Raw genomic sequence first — 17743 nt, 5'->3', positions numbered from 1 at the left:
AAAACAGACAAATAAAAAAGAACAAAAAAGAAAGTGGAGAAAACAATGAAAAAAGAGAGCGGTTTAAAATCGATTAACTAGTCATACGCAGGGACCGGAATGCTTGCCAACTACTTATTTAACCAAAAATCAAAAACGCTAGTTTTAAAGTAAATCAAGCAGAAAAGCGGGGAATATTCCAAACAGAAGCGTTAACAAGCATAAAAGAAAGGCTACAATAAGCAAGCCGTTCATTGTTCCTGACTGCTTCGGTTCCATGTTTGTATTTTTTAGAAAAGCTTGTAGGGGAATCTTGAAATAAAAGAATAAGGCTACAACAGTAGTAATGGCCCCGGTAATCAATAGAAATAGCCAAGCCGGATTTGCGTTGCTTTCATAGGCATTAAGTACAGCCGAAAAGGTAAGCAATTTAGCGACGAAACCTACTGTCGGTGGTAAGCCGACGAGTGACACCATAAATAAGGTTAACACGCCCATAATTAACGGATTTGATCTCCCAAGTCCTTCGTATTGCGTAATTTCCGTAAAACCAAACTTTTCTTCCAAATAATCGGCAAGCATAAACACGCCCATATTCATTACCACATAAGAAACCAAAAAGAAAAAAAGAATCGGAAATGAACGCTCAGCATCCGTTAATATAATCATAACCAGAAAACCTGTGTGTCCAATGGATGAATAAGCCATCATCCGCTTCATATTACTTTGTCTAATCGCCACTAGATTCCCTAAAAGCATACTAATTATAGCGACGACAGCCAACAGATAAAACAGCGGCATCGGTAATGCTACTGTGCTTTGAGACCAAGCTAAAACAAAGCGTCCTAAAAGCATAATTGCACCTACTTTTGGAGCCGTTGACAAAAAAGCGGTCACCGGTGTAGCTGCTCCCTGATAAACATCCGGACTCCAAAAGTGAAAAGGAACAAGGATAGTTTAAACCCGATACCCGTTAATACAAAAAGTGCGGCAACGATAAACACGGGGAGCGGCATGCTCGTCAAGCTGGCTAAATGTTTCGGGTCAACGAAATTGAGACTTCCGGTATATCCATAAAAAAAAGAAAGTCCATACAGCATAATCGCTGAGCAAACCGTGCCGAACAAAACATATTTCATGGCGGCCTCACTCTGCTTATTATTCCTCGATAAATAAGCCACCATAATATAGGAACCTATGGATACCATTTCTATTGTTATATAAGCCATCAGCCAATTCACAGCAACAACCATTAAATTTAAGCCAATATGAATCGCCAACAGTACGCTCAGTAAATCATCTATTTTCTTTGGGTGCTTTCTCAGCGGCTGATTATAATACACGAACACACAAAACAGTAAGCAAACTACACTAACAAGTGCTTTGAGTGTTGCTCCATGCGTATCCGGTAGAATCATTCCGAAAAAAACGGGTTCAACAGCAGGAGAAAAGCGCTGCATAACTGCGGTAATACCAGCCAGGGTTATACCTATGAAAGTAAAACACCAAGTAAGCGTGGATTTTTCCTTCTGTGCAATGCCTGAGAAAATAGTCATGAGAAAAGTAATCGTCAATATAAATTCGGGCAAAAGGAAAGGCAACCCTTCCCAAACGCCATTTAACAAATTACTGATTTGCGGAATATACGCTCTCATAAACAACACTAATGATTTACGCGACTGACCAGTTCGATTAAAGAAAGTACGGAAGCATTTATCTTGTCAAAAACAAGGGATGGCATAATGCCAAATAACAAGGCTAATAGAACCATTGGAACCAGTGCCCACGTTTCTCGCCGACCAACATCCGTCAATGCAGCCTCCCATTGGCTTCCTCCCTTTAGACGCGTATGCCCAAAAAACATACGTTGCAAAGTCCACAAAAAATAAGCGGCGCTTAATAGAATACCTACCGCTCCACCAATAGCCATCCACCTAGGTAGAAGACCATTAACGCTCTCAGCGTTAAACGCGCCAATAATCGTAAAAGCTTCAGCGATAAAAGCAGAAAAACCAGGAAGTCCTAATGATGCAAAAAAAGCGATCGCCACGAAAGCCGTGTATTTTGGCATGATAGAGGCCAAACCTCTAAAATTATAGATCATCCGATCGTGCACGCGATCATACAAAACCCCCACGAGAAAAAACAACATCGCGGACAAAAATCCATGGCTGATCATTTGAAACATTGCCCCACTAATCCCTTCCGGTGTCAATGATGCAAGTCCCAAGAGTACAAATCCCATATGAGAAACGGAAGAATAGGCTACCAACCTTTTCAGGTCTTGCTGCGCCAACGCGTTCAGTGCCCCATAAATGATTGAGACTACACCGATCAAACCTATCCACCACGAACCGTTGAACGCAATATCAGGAAATATACTATAGCATATCCTGATGATGCCATAGCCTCCCACCTTCAACAATATGCCGGCCAGTATAATAGATATTGGAGTTGGTGCCTCTACGTGCGCATCAGGCAACCACGTATGCAGCGGCACGATAGGAACCTTAATTGCAAAAGCGATGAAGAGGATAATAAATCCGAGTAGTCGAGCCGATATTCCGAACAACTGATAGTTACCGATCCAGGAGAATAGAGCACCATCGACGTAGTTCTTATCATCCATCATGTGTAACAAATTGAAGGTATGATTGCCGGTGACGGGGTCGGTAACCGAAAAATATAAGCCTACCATGACCAGCAACATGAAAACTGATCCAAATAAGGTATACAAAAAGAACTTAATAGCCGCATATTCTCTCCTTACCCCGCCCCAAATACCGATAAGAAAATACAGAGGTAGTAGCATGACTTCGTAAAACACGTAAAACAGGAAAAAATCAAGCGCAACAAAAACGCCCATAACTGCGGTATTTAGCAGTAATAAGAGGGAGAAGAATCCCTTCAGTTGCTTATCGATTTTCCATGAAGCGATTACCGCTATCAGCATAACCAGAGCGGTAAGAAACAAAAACAGCACGGAAAAGCCATCCACGCCAACGAAATAGTCGACCTCCAAGCTTCCTAAACTACCCAGCTCCAGCCTGATCCATGGAAGTTTTTCCACAAACTGATAACTCTCCAAAGCGGAAACCCCAGGTAACTTCCCATCAAAGGAAGCGTACATATAAGCGGCAAGCAATAGCTGTATTACACTTATGCTTACCGCTATATACTTATATATCGTTTTATATGCCGTAGGTATCAGCAATACAAACAGAGCAGCACATAGGGGCAAGAAGATTAAGACAGACAATAAGCTCATATTTTCAGGTTAAGGATTAAAAACTTTTAATCCAACAAATAACACAATTAATAAAACTAAAAACATACTAAATATATAGTATTGTATTTTCCCCTTTCTGGAGCCACGTAATACTCCTCCCATTAAAAAAGCGCCTTTTCCCAAACCATTAACAATAGCGTCCACGAAGTAGCGATCAAGCCATTGTGCAAAATTGGCAAGCGAACGTATAAAGCCTGTAGCCGCTCCTACAACGCCGTCAATTACGACACGATCTATCGCATATAAAATCTTTGAAAGACCAAGCAGAGGTTTCACCAATCCTTTTTCATAGATTAGATTTAGATACCATTGAGAAAAGGAAAACCGGTACAAAGGCCCCTGAAGACCTACTTTTGGATATCTTCCTTTTGCATACCACCTCCAAGCTATGAAAATCATTACAATAGCCAGCCCGTTAACTGCTGCAGGAATTACTGTATGATATATATTGACTCTTTCCAACGTTTCCGGCAACTCAAAACCTTTGATCAGCCAAGTATCTTCAAAAATTAACGGATTGTATGAAAACAGTGGAAATAGCGAACACAAGCCCAGAAACAACATAGGAAACAGCATAATCTTAGGCGCTTCATGAGGCTGGTATACATTTTTATTATTTTCTTCAAGCCGCAGCTCACCGTAAAAGACCTTGAAAACCAACCTAGCGATATAGAAAGCAGTTAGCGCACTGGTAATTAACAACGATATTGGTATCAGCTTCCACCAAGCAACTTGCCACTCAGACCACTCAAAAGAAAATATCAGGATAGCGTCTTTTGATAGATAACCTGCCGTCAAAGGTAGACCTGCCAAAGCAAGCGCAGCTACCAAGGTCAATCGAAAAGTCTGCGGCATATATTTCTTTAATCCGCCCATATTCCGAATATCCTGTGGATCTATCGTAAGGTTATGTTTTGCCTTCAAATGTTGCATCTCATGTATGACTGCTCCTGCAGAAAGGAAAAGTAAGCACTTAAAAAAAGCGTGTGTCACAAGATGAAAGATAGCGACGCCAAATTGACCAATACCAATGGCCACCATCATAAAACCGAGTTGTGAAATGGTTGAGAAAGCCAGGATTTTTTTTATGTCCTGCTGGGTCAACGCAATTGTGGCCGCCATTAGCGCAGTAAAAGCACCAACCGAGCCGATCAGCAAAAGCACTTGATCGTCGAAAAGGGGAGCTATTCGCACCAGCATGAAAACACCCGCAGCAACCATGGTAGCCGCATGGATTAGGGAAGAAACGGAGGTAGGGCCCTCCATGGCATCCGGCAACCAAATATGAAATGGAAATTGGGCCGATTTAGCCATTGCTCCAAGAAAAAACGCTCCTCCTGCGACCGTCAACCAGATAGCTGGCATGGTATGTTCGTCATATGTCCATTGGAGCCCATTGTTTAAAGCTTCCCTGACCATTCCTCGATCTCCAAAAAGAGCGACTAAATCCAGTGTTTGAAATTGGGTATAAATAATCGCTATGCCTACTAGAAAACCTAAATCACCAATCCTATTAATGAGAAAGGCCTTCTTATTAGCCTTAATGGCAGCCGGTTTCGTAAACCAAAAACCAATTAACAAGTATGAGGCAAAGCCAACCAATTCCCATCCTATGTACATCAGTAGCAAGCTATCCGCCATCACCAGTCCTAACATGGCAAAGCAAAAGAGGCTTAAGTACAGCCAATACCGATGAATACCGGGGTCATCTTTCATATACTTCATAGAATATATATGAACCGGCAGTGCAATAACACAAACCAGCAACAACATGATGGCCGATAAGTTATTTAACAGTATACCTGCGCTAAAAGTATTGTTGCCAATTTGAAACCAAGAAAGCTGTTCATGGATTTGTTCCCTATTCCAAACCCTAACAAATACAAAAACAGCGGCTACCAAGCTGACGGAGATAGCCACGGTAGCAGGCACTCCGGTTCGCAGCCGCTTGCCGGCAATAGCCGAAACAAAAAAAGAAAAGAGCGGAGCTGACAGCACAATCAGTGCCGCCAAAACAGGTATCGATAGCTGATTTAGTTGCTCCATTAATCTTTTAAATCGTTAATATCGTCAGGGTTAATGCTTTTATAGTGTTTATATACGTTCAATATAATAGCCAGCGCGACAGCCACGGCAGCAGCAGCCAAAACAATGGCAAATAAAGCAAAAGTTTGCCCCCCATAAAATGTACCATCATACCTTCCAAATGCCACTAAATTCAATACCGCGGCATTGATCATCAATTCGATACCAACCAATACCAAGATAGCATTCTTCTTTGCGAGAACAGCATACATTCCGGTGGAAAACAATAAGGCACTGACGATTAGGAAATGGCTTAGGCTTATCACTGTAGTCGCTTCTCCTTCCTCGCCAGGTGAGCAGCGCCCATTAATGCCATCATTAAAAATATCGAAACTACTTCAAAAGGTAATATGAAGCGAGTCATAAGATTGATTCCTAAATGATGTATTGTATTGTCATGATGTTGTATTAGCAGTTGCTTTTCCTTCGCATCCGTTATCCATTGCGGTTGGTTAGTCGCCACTTGCCATACTACTGTCAACAGAACTGTAAACAGCGCAAGAGAAACCATTCCAGCCTGCCAGGAAGGTATGGAAAATACCCCCTTAAACCCTGACTGCAAATCATTTAACAGCACTTTATTTGATAGCATAAAAGCAAAGAGCATCAATACCAGTACGCCGCCAACATACACGATTACCTGTGTAACAGCCACAAAATCAGCAAGCGCAAACACGTAAAGTCCCGCAACGGCAAACAGGGTTACAAAAAAAAGAAACAGGCTTCGTACTAGATTCTTCATCGAAACAATCAGTATAGCAGATCCTACGGCAGTGAAAGCCAACACATAGAATAGAAGTAGATTTATATTCATGACTTCCGTTTTGCCGCCTCCTTTTCAGCTTGAAAACGCGCCAATTCGGCCCGCTTTTCTTCGATTTCTTCGTCCGTCATCTCCGAAAACTGATAAATCAGGTCCGATAAATTTGAAAAGCTCCGATCGTAATTATCAGTCATGGTGATACATTCTGTTGGACACACGACGGTGCACAAACCACAATACATGCACTTGGCCATATCGATATCGAATTTAGCCGCATATAAGCGCTTCACACTTCCGTCAGAAGTCTTTCCGATGGCCTCTGTCGCCTTAATCGCTTCGATGCTGATGCAGTCTACCGGACAAGCTTTGGCACAAAGGTCACAGACAATGCAATCATCAATCTCAACATCTAATTGGTATCGGGCAACTTCCGGTATCGGTATTTCCTGTTTAGGGTATTGAATAGTGGTAACCCCTTCTTGTTTTTCAAAATAATTTTCCTGTTTGATATCCAATTCTTTACGTGCCTTGCGCGCAGCAAAAAAATGCTTAAGAGTAATACTTAACCCCTTAAGTGCTGTTCCAAACGCATGTAAAGTTCTTTTTAACATATTTCTTCTTAGCTGTAAGCTATAAGCACTAAGCTTTAAGCTGTTCGTTCATCATTCACTCATTTTCAGCTATTGGCTTTCAGTCGCACAAGCTCTTCCCCTATCACGGAATTGGCAATTTATAAGGCTATAGGCCATATGAATAAGCTTTAAGCTACACAAACCCCATCATCACATTGACTAACCGACCGTAGGGAGCTCATGAGTACTGAAAAAAGCAAACACTTACGAATAATCGGCTAATTCTCAAATTGACTAATCAACTATTCAACCATATTCATCGTTCATCATTTATAATTCCTGCCTACCGGCAGGCAGGCATCATTCAATACTAATAAAACTCTACTCAACCGGTTAACTACTAACCGACCATAACCAAAATTCGCCAGATACCGGATATTGCCATACATAAAAAGGCCAACGGTGTTAATACCTTCCAAGATAAACTCATCAATTGATCCACACGTAATCGGGGGAGCGTCCATCTAATTAAAATCTGAATGCCAACAATTGTTAAGGTTTTCAGTAACACCCAAACAATCCCCCATACTATTCCCGTTGTCCAAGCTGCCAATTTCAAGGCTCCTATATTTGGCAGTGGTGTGTTCCATCCGCCCAAAAAAAGCACTACGCCAATCATGGATACCAAAAACATCAAACAATATTCGGCCAGAAAGAAGAAGGCAAAGCGTAAGCCTCCATATTCCGTATGGTAACCCGATACCAGTTCCGATTCCGCTTCCGGAATATCGAAAGGGGCCCGATTACACTCAGCCAACGAAGCGACAAAATAAATGATGTAAGCTAATATTAGATGAGGTGCTTGAAAGATATTCCACGCAAAAAAACCACCTATTTCACTTACATCCCAAAAACCAAGGAAAAGTAGACGTTCATTTGTTAATATTCCTTGATTAATGGTCATCTCCTGCATATCCAGTGTCTGCGTTATCATGACTGCAGCAATTAAGGCTAAACCCGCCGGTATTTCATAAGAAACGATCTGTGCAACTGCGCGGAGCGATCCCAATAAAGAAAACTTGTTATTAGAACCCCATCCCGCCATCAGCACCCCAATAGCCTCTACTGATATGATCGCAATTACATAAAACAATCCCAAATTGAGTGCTGCCGGTGCCACATTTGGCGCCCAAGGCATAGCTGCGAAACCTAGGTATACCGCAACGAATACAATAACCGGAGCAGCTGCAAACAACACCTTATCGCCGCTAGCAGGTGTTATAAACTCCTTTTGCAAAAGTTTAAGAATATCGGCAATCGTCTGCAAGCTGCCAAATTTACCGGTTTCCATAGGACCCAGTCGATCTTGCACAAAGCCTGCTACTTTGCGCTCGGCATACACGGCAAAAAGCGTAAACCCAGCTAAGAAAGTAAACAACAGAATGGCAACCAGAATATATATGATGTAAAAACTCAAGACAAAATTTGCACTAATTGTAATAAATGCAAACTTAATGATTAAGCATGAAAATACTAAATGGAAAATAAACTTATTTTGAATGATTCTAATAACTACTTATTCTGTAGAGCTGAGCGTGGTTATGAGTTGCAGATACCGGTATAAGGCGGTAAGCTATAAGCTGTAGGCGTACCGAATTACCCTAGCCGGTTATAAGTTTTAAGTTATAGGTTTTAAGTAGGGCTTCTGCTACTATAAGGCCGTAAGCTATAAGCTCTAAGCTGTAGGCGTACCGCTGCTACTGCCTGTGTTACTGCAACTATTATCACATTGGCTTATTATTCACTGTCTAATTACTTTCAAGGCTTTAATGAACTGACTTCGTTCGGTTATCACACTAGCTATTCACGATTTTCCTACTTAACAACTTAACTACTCCCTATTTAACTATTCCCCATTAACTGCTCCCTAATAAAGCTCCTTCAAATGCTTATAATTGCTCTTAACGGTATCAAGCACTTCATCCATTCGTCCATTGAGTATCATTTTTCCCATTGTAATGGCATAACCCTTCATCTGAGAGAATTCTATCTTCGGCGGCATTGCCAACGAGTTCGGATTCGTTTTTGCGTGCACCAATACGGGTCCTTGATAAGCCAACGCCTCCTTAATGCCCTGCTCTACCTTATCCGGTTCATCGATGCATATTCCCTTCATACCCATCGCCATGGCAACCGTTGCAAAATCCGGATTGTACATATCTGTTTGCCAATCGGGCAAGCCAGCCACTTCCATTTCCAACTTTACCATACCCAGTGAACGATTGTCGAACACAATTACTTTTATTGGAAGATTATACTGAACAATCGTAGCTAAATCACCTAATAACATTGATAGTCCGCCGTCACCACAAAATGCGATCACCTGTTGATTAGGCCGGGCAAAGGCGGCACCAATAGCCTGCGGCATAGCATTGGCCATCGAACCGTGATTAAATGAACCAAGTAATTCGCGGTTAGCGGTAGCTTGTATAAATCGTGCTCCCCAAACACAGCTCATGCCGGTGTCAACCGTGAATATTGCATCATCTGTGGCTAACTTATCAATCGTATGAGCTAAATATTCGGGTGATATATTATCCTTTTTCCCTCTGTCGTTCACATAAGTCTGCTGCGTCTCTTTTACTTTTTCATAAAGCTTCAATTGCGCTCGTAAAAAACTATCATCTTGATTTTGGTCCAATAGTGGCAACAGTGCTTGCAAGGTATGTTTAATATCGCCCATTAGTCCCATTTTGAGCTTAGCCCTACGTCCCAGCCGTTCCGGCTTTTCATCAATTTGAATAATACCGCAGCTTTCCGGCATAAAGTCTTTATACGGAAAATCGGTTCCCAATAATACAAGCAGATCTGATTCGTGCATGGCATGGTAGGCCGACGGCAACCCCAAAAGTCCGGTCATTCCGACTTCATTCGGATTGTCGTATTGCACATACATCTTACCTCGAAACGAATAACCAACTGGTGCATTTAATTTCTTTGCTAAAGCCACTACCTCGTCATGGGCTTCTTTACAACCAATACCACAAAAAGGGTAATTCGTTGATGTTGATTCAACAATTGCGCGAGACTTTGTAATTCTTCGTCATTTGGACGTACTACGGGCCTTTGTTTTAACAAGCTAGTTTCCGTCAATATATCAGCAGCATCTTCCATGGCTACATCACCAGGCATACCAATAACCGCCACACCTTTTTTACTATAGGCATGTTGTAAGGCTGCCTGAAGCATTCTCGGAAATTGTTTCGGCGTCGTAGCTATCTGATTGTAAACACTGCAATCGTCGAATAGCTTAATTGTATTTGTTTCCTGAAAGTAATCAGAACCCATTTCGTCGGTATGCATAGTTGACGCAATCGCTAAGACCGGAGCCCCTGATCGATTAGCATCATATAGGCCATTAATGAGATGTACATGTCCCGGACCGCTGCTGCCCGCGCAACAAGCGACACCATTCAACTCAGCTTCCGCAGCTGCGGCATATGCTCCTGCTTCTTCGTGGCGAACATGTACCCATTGCATCTTGCCGTTTCTTCGTACGGCATCATTTACCTCATTTAGGCTGTCGCCCGTAACTGCATAAATACGTTTAACTCCTGCGTCCCAAAGGGTTTCAACTAGCTGATCTGCCACTTTTTTTGCCATGATAAAAAATTTAAGGTTGTTAGTAAGATCTAGTAATAACAACACATTGGCTTATTAGTTTGGGCAGCGATAGTTTTGAGTGTATAATAGACGATTAAAATTAAGCAAATTCAACCCAATTGCCGTCAGCTCGGATAATTTCTATCAGCTCATTCAAAGCATCTGCAGACTGCACGTTTTTCTTCACAACCTCTTTTCCCCGATAGAGTGTCACCCTATCAGGCCCTGCACCCACATAACCGTAGTCTGCATCGGCCATTTCACCCGGACCATTTACAATACAGCCCATAATGGCTATCTTTAATCCTTTCAGATGATTCGTTCGGCTCCTGATCATTTGCGTGGTTTCCTGTAAATCGAATAAAGTGCGACCACAACTTGGACAGGAAATATATTCAGTTTTTGAAATTCTCGAACGCGTTGCCTGCAAGATAGCAAACGACGCGGATGCAAGCTTATCGATTGGAATGGAAGCTGCATCAATCCATATACCATTGCCCATTCCATCTATCAAGAGCCCTCCTAAATCAGTTGCAGCATATAATTGCAGTTTAGAAATAGGTTCTTCAGGACTCATCATATCGCCTACCGGTCCGCTAAATTCTACCGGATCATAAGATCGCTTCACAATAACCGGCATCTCCAGTCCCCAACTCCTTAGCTTTACAAAAAATTCCCGTTGATCGGCCATACCATGCAGCTGTCTTGTCTCCAAAACAAAAACCAGGGTTTGATCCATCGGTAAATTTTCGAACGCTTCGCTTTCTAAGTCATCGTGAAAAATGCGCACCAAATTAAGATTGGTATCACGTTCACTAGCATTTATATAATCATGGAGTGTATATAATGGATGCGCATTCTCTTTATTCGTTAAACCCAACCAGGTGGCAAAGTTGTAAACCTGTTTTAAGTTTCCCGGCATGGTAAAGGAGGGCAAATTATCACCAAAAAAAACAAAATCAACGGATTGATCACCCATATGATATTTATCCAACAGGGGGTCGTATATATATCCGATATCCTTTAATACCATAGGGTCTATCAATCGCTTGTTAGATAAGTCAGCCACCACACGGGGGACCATTGATCCGCCGATAAAGGCATTCACCTCTTTCGTTTCATGTCGGCTGCCCAAGTTTTCTACGATAAGTTTCGAATTAGTTACAATTTCTTGTGAATAATTGATCTCCAACACTTGTTCTGCACGTTTTACGTAACGGTTTACTAATGCTCTAGCCACCGGTGCCTCCAATTCCGGCTCTTCTGTTAACGATACCCTCACCGTGTCTCCAAGTCCATCTTCCAATAAGGTACCGATCCCTACGGCCGATTTGATTCTCCCATCCTCTCCATCGCCCGCTTCTGTGACACCTAAATGTAAGGGATAGTTCATCCCTTCGGCCACCATCTTTTCCACGAGCAAACGATACGCTTGTACCATCACCTGCGGGTTACTTGATTTCATTGAAATGACGAGGTTGTAATAATGAAGATCTTCACAGATGCGGATAAACTCGAGTGCAGACTCCACCATACCTTCGGGCGTATCGCCATAATGACTCATGATTCGATCCGATAAAGAACCGTGATTTGTACCGATTCGCATGGCGGTACCATACTCCTTACAGATTTTTACCAAAGGAGCAAACTTGGTATAGATTCTCTCTAGCTCTGCCTGATAGGCTGCATCGGTGTAAGTCAGCTGGTCAAATTTCTTCTTATCAGCATAATTTCCGGGGTTCACCCGTACCTTTTCAACAATACGCGCTGCTACTTCTGCCGCATTTGGCGTAAAATGAATGTCTGCGACCAGTGGGACTTTGCACCCTCTTTTGAGTAGCTCTTTTTTTATCTCAGCTAAGTTTTGCGCTTCCTTGATACTGGGAGCCGTGATCCGCACATACTCGCAACCGGCCTCCACCATTCGTAACGTCTGTTCAACAGAGCCCTTGGTATCCATCGTATCCACCGTTGTCATACTTTGAATGCGGATTGGATGCGTACCTCCCATCGGAACATCGCCGATTTGTACCTCTCGTGTAAGCCAACGCTTATAATGCGTCAACGATTCACAATATTTTCCGGGGAGCGTTAATTTCTTCGTTAAATCCATAACCTGTATGTGTTGCACAAAGTTAGGTAATTTTCCTATCTTTAGCCATGGAACAACAGATTACCTTACCTATATTAACTAATGAAGAACAGCGGGTATTGGGTTCTTTAATGGAAAAAAGCAAAACGACACCCGAATATTATCCGCTAACATTAAACAGTTTGACAGCGGCTTGCAATCAAAAATCATCGCGGAAGCCTGTCGTGCAATATGACGACGACACCGTTATAGCGGCATTGGATTCTTTGCGGAAGAAAGGTTTAGTTGCTACGGCTACCGGAGGCACCAGCCGCACCATTAAATACAGACATACCTTAAGTGTTCTATATCCGATTATACCCGCCGAAGTAGCTATTTTATGTCTTCTGCTTTTAAGAGGTCCGCTAACCGTTGGCGAGATCAACAGTAATTCCGGCCGGCTTTACGAATTTGAATCATTGGCAGAAATTCAGGAGTATCTAGATAAGTTAAGCCAAGAAGCGGAACTGCCTGCCATGATTATTCAAGTTCCCAAGAGACCCGGACAAAAAGAGGTTCGTTATATGCATCTTTTTGGTGGCATGCCTGATTTTGAAAGCAGTGAATTCAATGAAGTGTCTGCTATAAACATCCAAGATACAGGCATGTTGGAAGCTCGCTTAGCCAAGGTAGAACAAGAACTTGAAGAATTAAAAGAGGCATTTGAAAAGTTAATGAAGGAGCTTTATTAGGGAGCAGTTAAATAGGGAGTAGTTAGTTGTTAAGTAGGAAAATAGTGAATAGCCAATGTGACAATTAGCCAATTATTCGTAAGTGTTTGCTTTTTCGGCACTCATGAGCTCCCTACGGTCGGTTAGCAAATGTGACAACTATTCGTAAGTGCTTGCTTTTTAGGCACTCATGAGCTTCCTACGGCCGGTTAGCCAATGTGACGATGTGATAAGGGCTGGTGCGACTGAAAGCTGATTACTGACAGCTGGCGAATGAGCCAATGTGATAATGGTTACCACATTAGCAGAAGCCCCTACTTAAAACCTATAACTTAGAACTTATAACCGGCTAGGGTAATTCGGTACGCCTACAGCTTAGAGCCTATAGCTTACGGCCTTATAGTAGCAGAAGCTCTTACTTAAAACCTATAACTTAAAACTTATAACTGGCTGGGGTAACAAGTTCACTTATTAACTACCTAAAGCTTACAGCTTGAAGACTTCAGCTACGGGACTAAATAAATAAATTTTGCCGGTCGCTAATTCTTCGCATCGAAAACGGGTTCGATTTTTTTCCCCTTTTTAAAGATTCGTCCATTGGGAAGTGCAAAAGCACTACCCAATGCTAGTTCTTCCACCCTAACATGCCCATTTTTAGGATGATCATATTGTTTCAATATACGATATAACGTTAGATCCGAGCAACTGGAAGCAGCCGGATTTGCCAAGTAACTTAATACCGCTTGTCTCACATCATCCGGGAACACCTCCATTTCAAAAAAAGGTTTCATTAATAATTTAAAATTCTGTTTCCATTCTATACCATGAGGTTTTGCCTTTGTTCTGTGTTCATTCCAAGTTTTCAGATGCGCGAATTCATGCACTGTTGTTACCAAAAAAGCATAGGGGTTCAGGTTATGGTTGACCGAGATACGATGTCCTTTGTCTTTGTACGGCGATCTGTAATCACCAAACTTAGATGTCCGGCTTTTGCTGATCTTAAAAAGGCAGGGTGCTTGATGAATCCAACGGGCAATTATTGGGGCAGCCTGCTTCGGAACATATTTTTCTAATGCTAACCTTGTTTTTTCAATCATTTTAAATACGACGCTAAAAATAGCAAGATATTCAGAATAAACAAGGCTTTCACGGCAAGTTCCTGAACACCTAATATTTACATTGGAATAATGCCTGTAATAAACGAACGTTTTTCTTAATCAATTTTTAACTATCGCTCTGGATAAGTTCGACTTGACACGAAGACACTTTTGTCTATTTTAACAATTGGAACACCAATAGAGAGGAAAAATAAGCCAAAGCCGTCATGTAGGTCAACTGGATAATTGGCCACTTCCAACTTTTAGTTTCCCGATGTACCACCGCGATGGTACTGATACATTGCATGGCAAAAGCATAAAATATCATAAGAGAAAAAGCCGAGGCTACCGTATAAATCGGTTTCCCTGTTATACTATCCTTTGAGCTGAGCATCTTTTGTCGAATTGTTGAGGTATCGTCTTCAGGTTCTTCTACACTATAAATGGTAGCCATCGTTCCCACAAAAACTTCACGTGCAGCAAAAGAAGTAATCAGCGCTATACCAATTTTCCAGTCGAAACCCAAGGGTCTTATAGCCGGTTCAATCGTCTTTCCCAAGATACCAACGTACGAATTCTCCAGCTTCTCTGCTGATTCCAAAAATTGCCGTTCCTCTTCCGAGTAGTTGTTTACGTAATCTTCAGTTTGATATTTTTCTTCGATAGCCTCCATTCGTCCCGGAGGACCGTAAGTTGCTAGCACCCACAAAACAATGGACATGGCAATAATTACCTTCCCTACCTGCAAAACAAAAGTCTTCACTTTCTCGTACATAGTTAAGAAGACATTTTTCCACCGCGGTGCCCGATACACAGGCAATTCCAGGATAAAATAGGATTTCTCCTTGGTTTTGATGACTTTTTTCATAACCCAGGCAACTACAATGGCTCCTATCGTACCTATTAAATACATGCCCATCAGGGCCAAGCCTTGCAGATTAAAGAAACCCCAAATCTTATCGTTTGGCACAACCAAAGAAATTAGTAAAGTATATACCGGTAAACGTGCCGCACAGCTAATGAGAGGCGTTACCATTATGGTAATAATCCGATCTTTCCAGCTTTCAATATTTCTCGTCGCCATAATAGACGGTACGGCACAGGCTAAACCGCCGATCATTGGCACGACCGACTTTCCGTTCAACCCAACTTTTCGCATAATCTTATCCATCAAGAAGGTGATTCTGGCCATATAACCCGTGTCCTCCAAAATGGCAATAAAACCAAAGAGAATGGCAATCTGCGGGATGAACACCAATACCCCGCCCAGCCCTGCTAAGATGCCGTCCAATAAGAGATCAGCTAAAACTCCTTCGGGGATATACTGTCTTCCTATTTCATCCAGCCAGGCAAAAAAACTTTCTATTAAACCCATAGGATACTCGGCCCAGGCAAATATCGCTTGAAAGATGAGTAAAAGAATAGCCAGGAAAGAGACAAAACCCCAAACCCGATGCGTCAAAATACGATCGATTTTACCTGTCGGTGTTTCCGCTATATTCTTAGGCATTTGCTTTACCGATTCCTGTAAAACCGTGCTAATAAAATCATATCGAGCAATCGTTTCTTTGGTTTGCGAATGTTGAGGCTGGAATGCGTTTGCCTGTTCCAGCGATTCGATATGGTTGCTCTCTTCCTCGGTAAGATAATCTAGTATCTCATGTTGATGAGCAAGTAAAAGCGCTACATAATCTTCCTTTATACGAATATCCTGCTTTATCTGCGAGATCAGTGCCGGAGCAATTTCACAAACCTCAATACTTTGCTTTTGCAGCGCAATGCCGGGTGCGTCTGCAATAGCCTGCTTTAATAATTCTATATTCTCATTTTTTCGGGCACTGATAGGCACCACTTGTACGCCCAACTTTTGAGACATTTTATCTACATCGATCAGGATTTTTTCTTTCCGAGCGGCATCCGACATATTCAGCGCCAAAATAATCGGAATTTTAAGATCCGCAACTTGCGTAAACAACAACAGATTCCGTTTAAGATTGGTAGCGTCCACCACCACCACGATCAGATCCGGATGAGAAGCATTTTTGGGATTCGTCAATACTTCCAGCACAATTGCCTCATCCCGACTTTTAGGATAAAGGCTATAACAACCCGGCAAATCGATGATTTCCACATGCTTTCCGTTTGGAAGTTTAGTGGTTCCTGTTTTTTTATCAACGGTAATACCTGGAAAGTTCCCAACTTTTTGATTGAGTCCGGTCAGACTATTGAACAAAGTTGATTTACCCGTATTCGGATTCCCTACTAACGCTACTCTCATGAATATCTGTACTTATCTATCTATATTTTACAATCCCTCAACAATAATAGTTGCCGCTTCTTCCTTTCGCAAACTAAGCTGATAACCGGCAATCGACACCGCAATGGGATCTCCCAAAGGAGCCACCCGTTCAAAAGTAATCCGTTCTCCCGGTAAACATCCCATTTCCATAAGCTTTATGGAAAGGTTTAGGTCAGTAAAATCTTTAATAATACCGGAACTTCCGATTTTTAATGCTGTCAGTTTCATCCGTAAATATTTTTTATCTCTAGTCGACGGTCGACCTGCCGGTAGGCAAGGCTATATTCAAAACCTAAAGGTTTATGAATACAGATTCAACATCCGACATCGTGAAATGCGACATTTCCCTAGGTGCCTTTCCAATCCGTCGACAGTGACGACCCACAGAAGGCAAGGAGCCTTGTCGCAAACAAATCCAAAGGTAAGCTTTATTTAGAATGATTCAAAAAAAGATATTAGCTTCTTACAAATTCACGACTAAATCAGCGCTTCATAAACTCATAGCTATCGGTTCACGGTTCTATAGTGTTTACTAATTGGCGGGCAATTACATCCTTTTTTGAAAAGTCCGCAAGAACTAAGCAAGAGGCATAAGCCAACTAAAAAGAAAAGGATATACCTATTGTTCATATAAATTTTCATTCTATGTTAAAAAACTCAGATACTTCTTGTTTTAACTTTTCACGTTATATTTTTGCTGCCCTATAGCTTCTATGCAACACGAGGTACGAAAATAATCCCATACCCGTACCAGTCATGTCGGCAAAAACATCCCACCAATCACCGCTACGATAGGTAAAGAACTGATACTGTAAAAATTCTGTAAGTAAAGCAAATATTGCCGAAAAAATGAGCGCTTTCAAAAAAATACCGAATTGAGGCTGATGAGTTTTCTTTTTTCTTGCGTAACCTAAACAGAGCAAAACCGAAAAAACAAAGAAAAATCCAGTATGTACCAATTTGTCCATTCCTTCAAAGTGCGGTACTTTTTCTGTCGTGTTATCCATTGGCAAACAAGTAAGTAACAATACAACTACGGCCCACAAGATGGCCCATATAAAATGCTTCATAGCTTAGCGCAGGGGGAGAATAAAAGTATCATTCTATAAAATGATCAAGAAATAAACCAATAGTAAAAAATTAAAGCGATAGACTACTATTAAAAGAAGCAATCTATCGCTTTCACTTGTCTCG

General features: G+C 41.8%; 12 protein-coding genes and 2 pseudogenes. 1 reads left to right on the top strand and 13 read right to left on the bottom strand.

Annotation, left to right across the window (positions count from 1 at the left end; genetic code table 11):
- Window positions 1–144 precede the first annotated feature (144 nt).
- The 9 genes and pseudogenes from QT327_RS19550 to ispG form a co-directional block, all read right to left on the bottom strand.
- Window positions 145–1163, bottom strand: a pseudogene (locus QT327_RS19550) (NADH-quinone oxidoreductase subunit N).
- Window positions 1164–1642: 479 nt separating this feature from the next.
- Entirely contained in the window at window positions 1643–3247 is a 1605-nt protein-coding gene (locus QT327_RS19545) for a complex I subunit 4 family protein (RefSeq protein ID WP_013665488.1), read from the bottom strand.
- A gap of 9 nt (window positions 3248–3256) precedes the next feature.
- The gene (gene nuoL, locus QT327_RS19540) at window positions 3257–5314 is read right to left on the bottom strand and encodes an NADH-quinone oxidoreductase subunit L (RefSeq protein WP_149105301.1); all 2058 of its coding nucleotides are present in this window, start codon (window positions 5312–5314) and stop codon (window positions 3257–3259) included.
- Window positions 5314–5619 (bottom strand): NADH-quinone oxidoreductase subunit NuoK, encoded by a 306-nt coding sequence (gene nuoK, locus QT327_RS19535; RefSeq protein WP_013665486.1) that lies wholly within the window; start codon window positions 5617–5619, stop codon window positions 5314–5316. Before nuoK ends, nuoL begins: the two co-directional genes overlap by 1 nt.
- Window positions 5616–6167: an NADH-quinone oxidoreductase subunit J family protein gene (locus tag QT327_RS19530; protein ID WP_013665485.1), complete on the bottom strand. Its 552-nt coding sequence runs from the start codon at window positions 6165–6167 to the stop codon at window positions 5616–5618. The genes nuoK and QT327_RS19530 overlap by 4 nt, the downstream gene beginning before the upstream one ends.
- The gene (locus QT327_RS19525) at window positions 6164–6727 is read right to left on the bottom strand and encodes a 4Fe-4S binding protein (protein ID WP_013665484.1); all 564 of its coding nucleotides are present in this window, start codon (window positions 6725–6727) and stop codon (window positions 6164–6166) included. The genes QT327_RS19530 and QT327_RS19525 overlap by 4 nt, the downstream gene beginning before the upstream one ends.
- Before the next feature lie 361 nt (window positions 6728–7088).
- Window positions 7089–8183, bottom strand: a complete 1095-nt coding sequence (gene nuoH / locus QT327_RS19520) for an NADH-quinone oxidoreductase subunit NuoH (protein ID WP_130856369.1) — start codon at window positions 8181–8183, stop codon at window positions 7089–7091.
- A gap of 432 nt (window positions 8184–8615) precedes the next feature.
- Window positions 8616–10351: pseudogene (locus QT327_RS19515) on the bottom strand (thiamine pyrophosphate-dependent enzyme).
- A gap of 100 nt (window positions 10352–10451) precedes the next feature.
- Window positions 10452–12464 carry a (E)-4-hydroxy-3-methylbut-2-enyl-diphosphate synthase gene (ispG, locus tag QT327_RS19510; protein ID WP_210421302.1) on the bottom strand — a complete coding sequence of 671 codons (2013 nt, stop codon included), beginning with the start codon at window positions 12462–12464 and terminating at the stop codon, window positions 10452–10454.
- Between the two features lie 47 nt (window positions 12465–12511).
- Here ispG and QT327_RS19505 point away from each other — a divergent pair, with 47 nt between their 5' ends.
- Complete coding sequence (locus QT327_RS19505; protein ID WP_149105300.1) at window positions 12512–13174, top strand: YceH family protein; 663 nt, start codon at window positions 12512–12514, stop codon at window positions 13172–13174.
- Between the two features lie 518 nt (window positions 13175–13692).
- Here QT327_RS19505 and QT327_RS19500 read toward each other — a convergent pair.
- The 4 genes from QT327_RS19500 to QT327_RS19485 all read right to left on the bottom strand — a co-directional run bounded on the left by QT327_RS19500 (window position 13693) and on the right by QT327_RS19485 (window position 17619).
- Window positions 13693–14250 carry a sprT domain-containing protein gene (locus QT327_RS19500; protein ID WP_354004788.1) on the bottom strand — a complete coding sequence of 186 codons (558 nt, stop codon included), beginning with the start codon at window positions 14248–14250 and terminating at the stop codon, window positions 13693–13695.
- 175 nt (window positions 14251–14425) lie between these two features.
- A complete protein-coding gene (feoB, locus tag QT327_RS19495) occupies window positions 14426–16528 on the bottom strand; it encodes a ferrous iron transport protein B (protein ID WP_130856365.1) in 2103 nt (700 codons plus the stop codon).
- Window positions 16529–16555: 27 nt separating this feature from the next.
- Window positions 16556–16777 carry a FeoA family protein gene (locus QT327_RS19490; RefSeq protein ID WP_130856364.1) on the bottom strand — a complete coding sequence of 74 codons (222 nt, stop codon included), beginning with the start codon at window positions 16775–16777 and terminating at the stop codon, window positions 16556–16558.
- A gap of 458 nt (window positions 16778–17235) precedes the next feature.
- A complete protein-coding gene (locus QT327_RS19485; RefSeq protein ID WP_013665475.1) occupies window positions 17236–17619 on the bottom strand; it encodes a VanZ family protein in 384 nt (127 codons plus the stop codon).
- Window positions 17620–17743 lie beyond the last annotated feature (124 nt).

It is taken from the genome of Olivibacter sp. 47, from assembly GCF_030372825.1.
GTDB lineage: Bacteria > Bacteroidota > Bacteroidia > Sphingobacteriales > Sphingobacteriaceae > Olivibacter > Olivibacter oleidegradans.
This window is presented reverse-complemented; position numbering and strand designations above follow the sequence as displayed.

Bases quoted from the DNA above. Each gene is read 5' to 3' on its own strand.
- QT327_RS19545 (WP_013665488.1), bottom strand. From the start codon at position 3,247: ATGAGCTTATTGTCTGTCTTAATCTTCTTGCCCCTATGTGCTGCTCTG.
- nuoL (WP_149105301.1), bottom strand. From the start codon at position 5,314: ATGGAGCAACTAAATCAGCTATCGATACCTGTTTTGGCGGCACTGATT.
- QT327_RS19530 (WP_013665485.1), bottom strand. From the start codon at position 6,167: ATGAATATAAATCTACTTCTATTCTATGTGTTGGCTTTCACTGCCGTA.
- QT327_RS19525 (WP_013665484.1), bottom strand. From the start codon at position 6,727: ATGTTAAAAAGAACTTTACATGCGTTTGGAACAGCACTTAAGGGGTTA.
- ispG (WP_210421302.1), bottom strand. From the start codon at position 12,464: ATGGATTTAACGAAGAAATTAACGCTCCCCGGAAAATATTGTGAATCG.
- QT327_RS19505 (WP_149105300.1), top strand. From the start codon at position 12,512: ATGGAACAACAGATTACCTTACCTATATTAACTAATGAAGAACAGCGG.
- QT327_RS19500 (WP_354004788.1), bottom strand. From the start codon at position 14,250: ATGATTGAAAAAACAAGGTTAGCATTAGAAAAATATGTTCCGAAGCAG.
- feoB (WP_130856365.1), bottom strand. From the start codon at position 16,528: ATGAGAGTAGCGTTAGTAGGGAATCCGAATACGGGTAAATCAACTTTG.
- QT327_RS19490 (WP_130856364.1), bottom strand. From the start codon at position 16,777: ATGAAACTGACAGCATTAAAAATCGGAAGTTCCGGTATTATTAAAGAT.
- QT327_RS19485 (WP_013665475.1), bottom strand. From the start codon at position 17,619: ATGAAGCATTTTATATGGGCCATCTTGTGGGCCGTAGTTGTATTGTTA.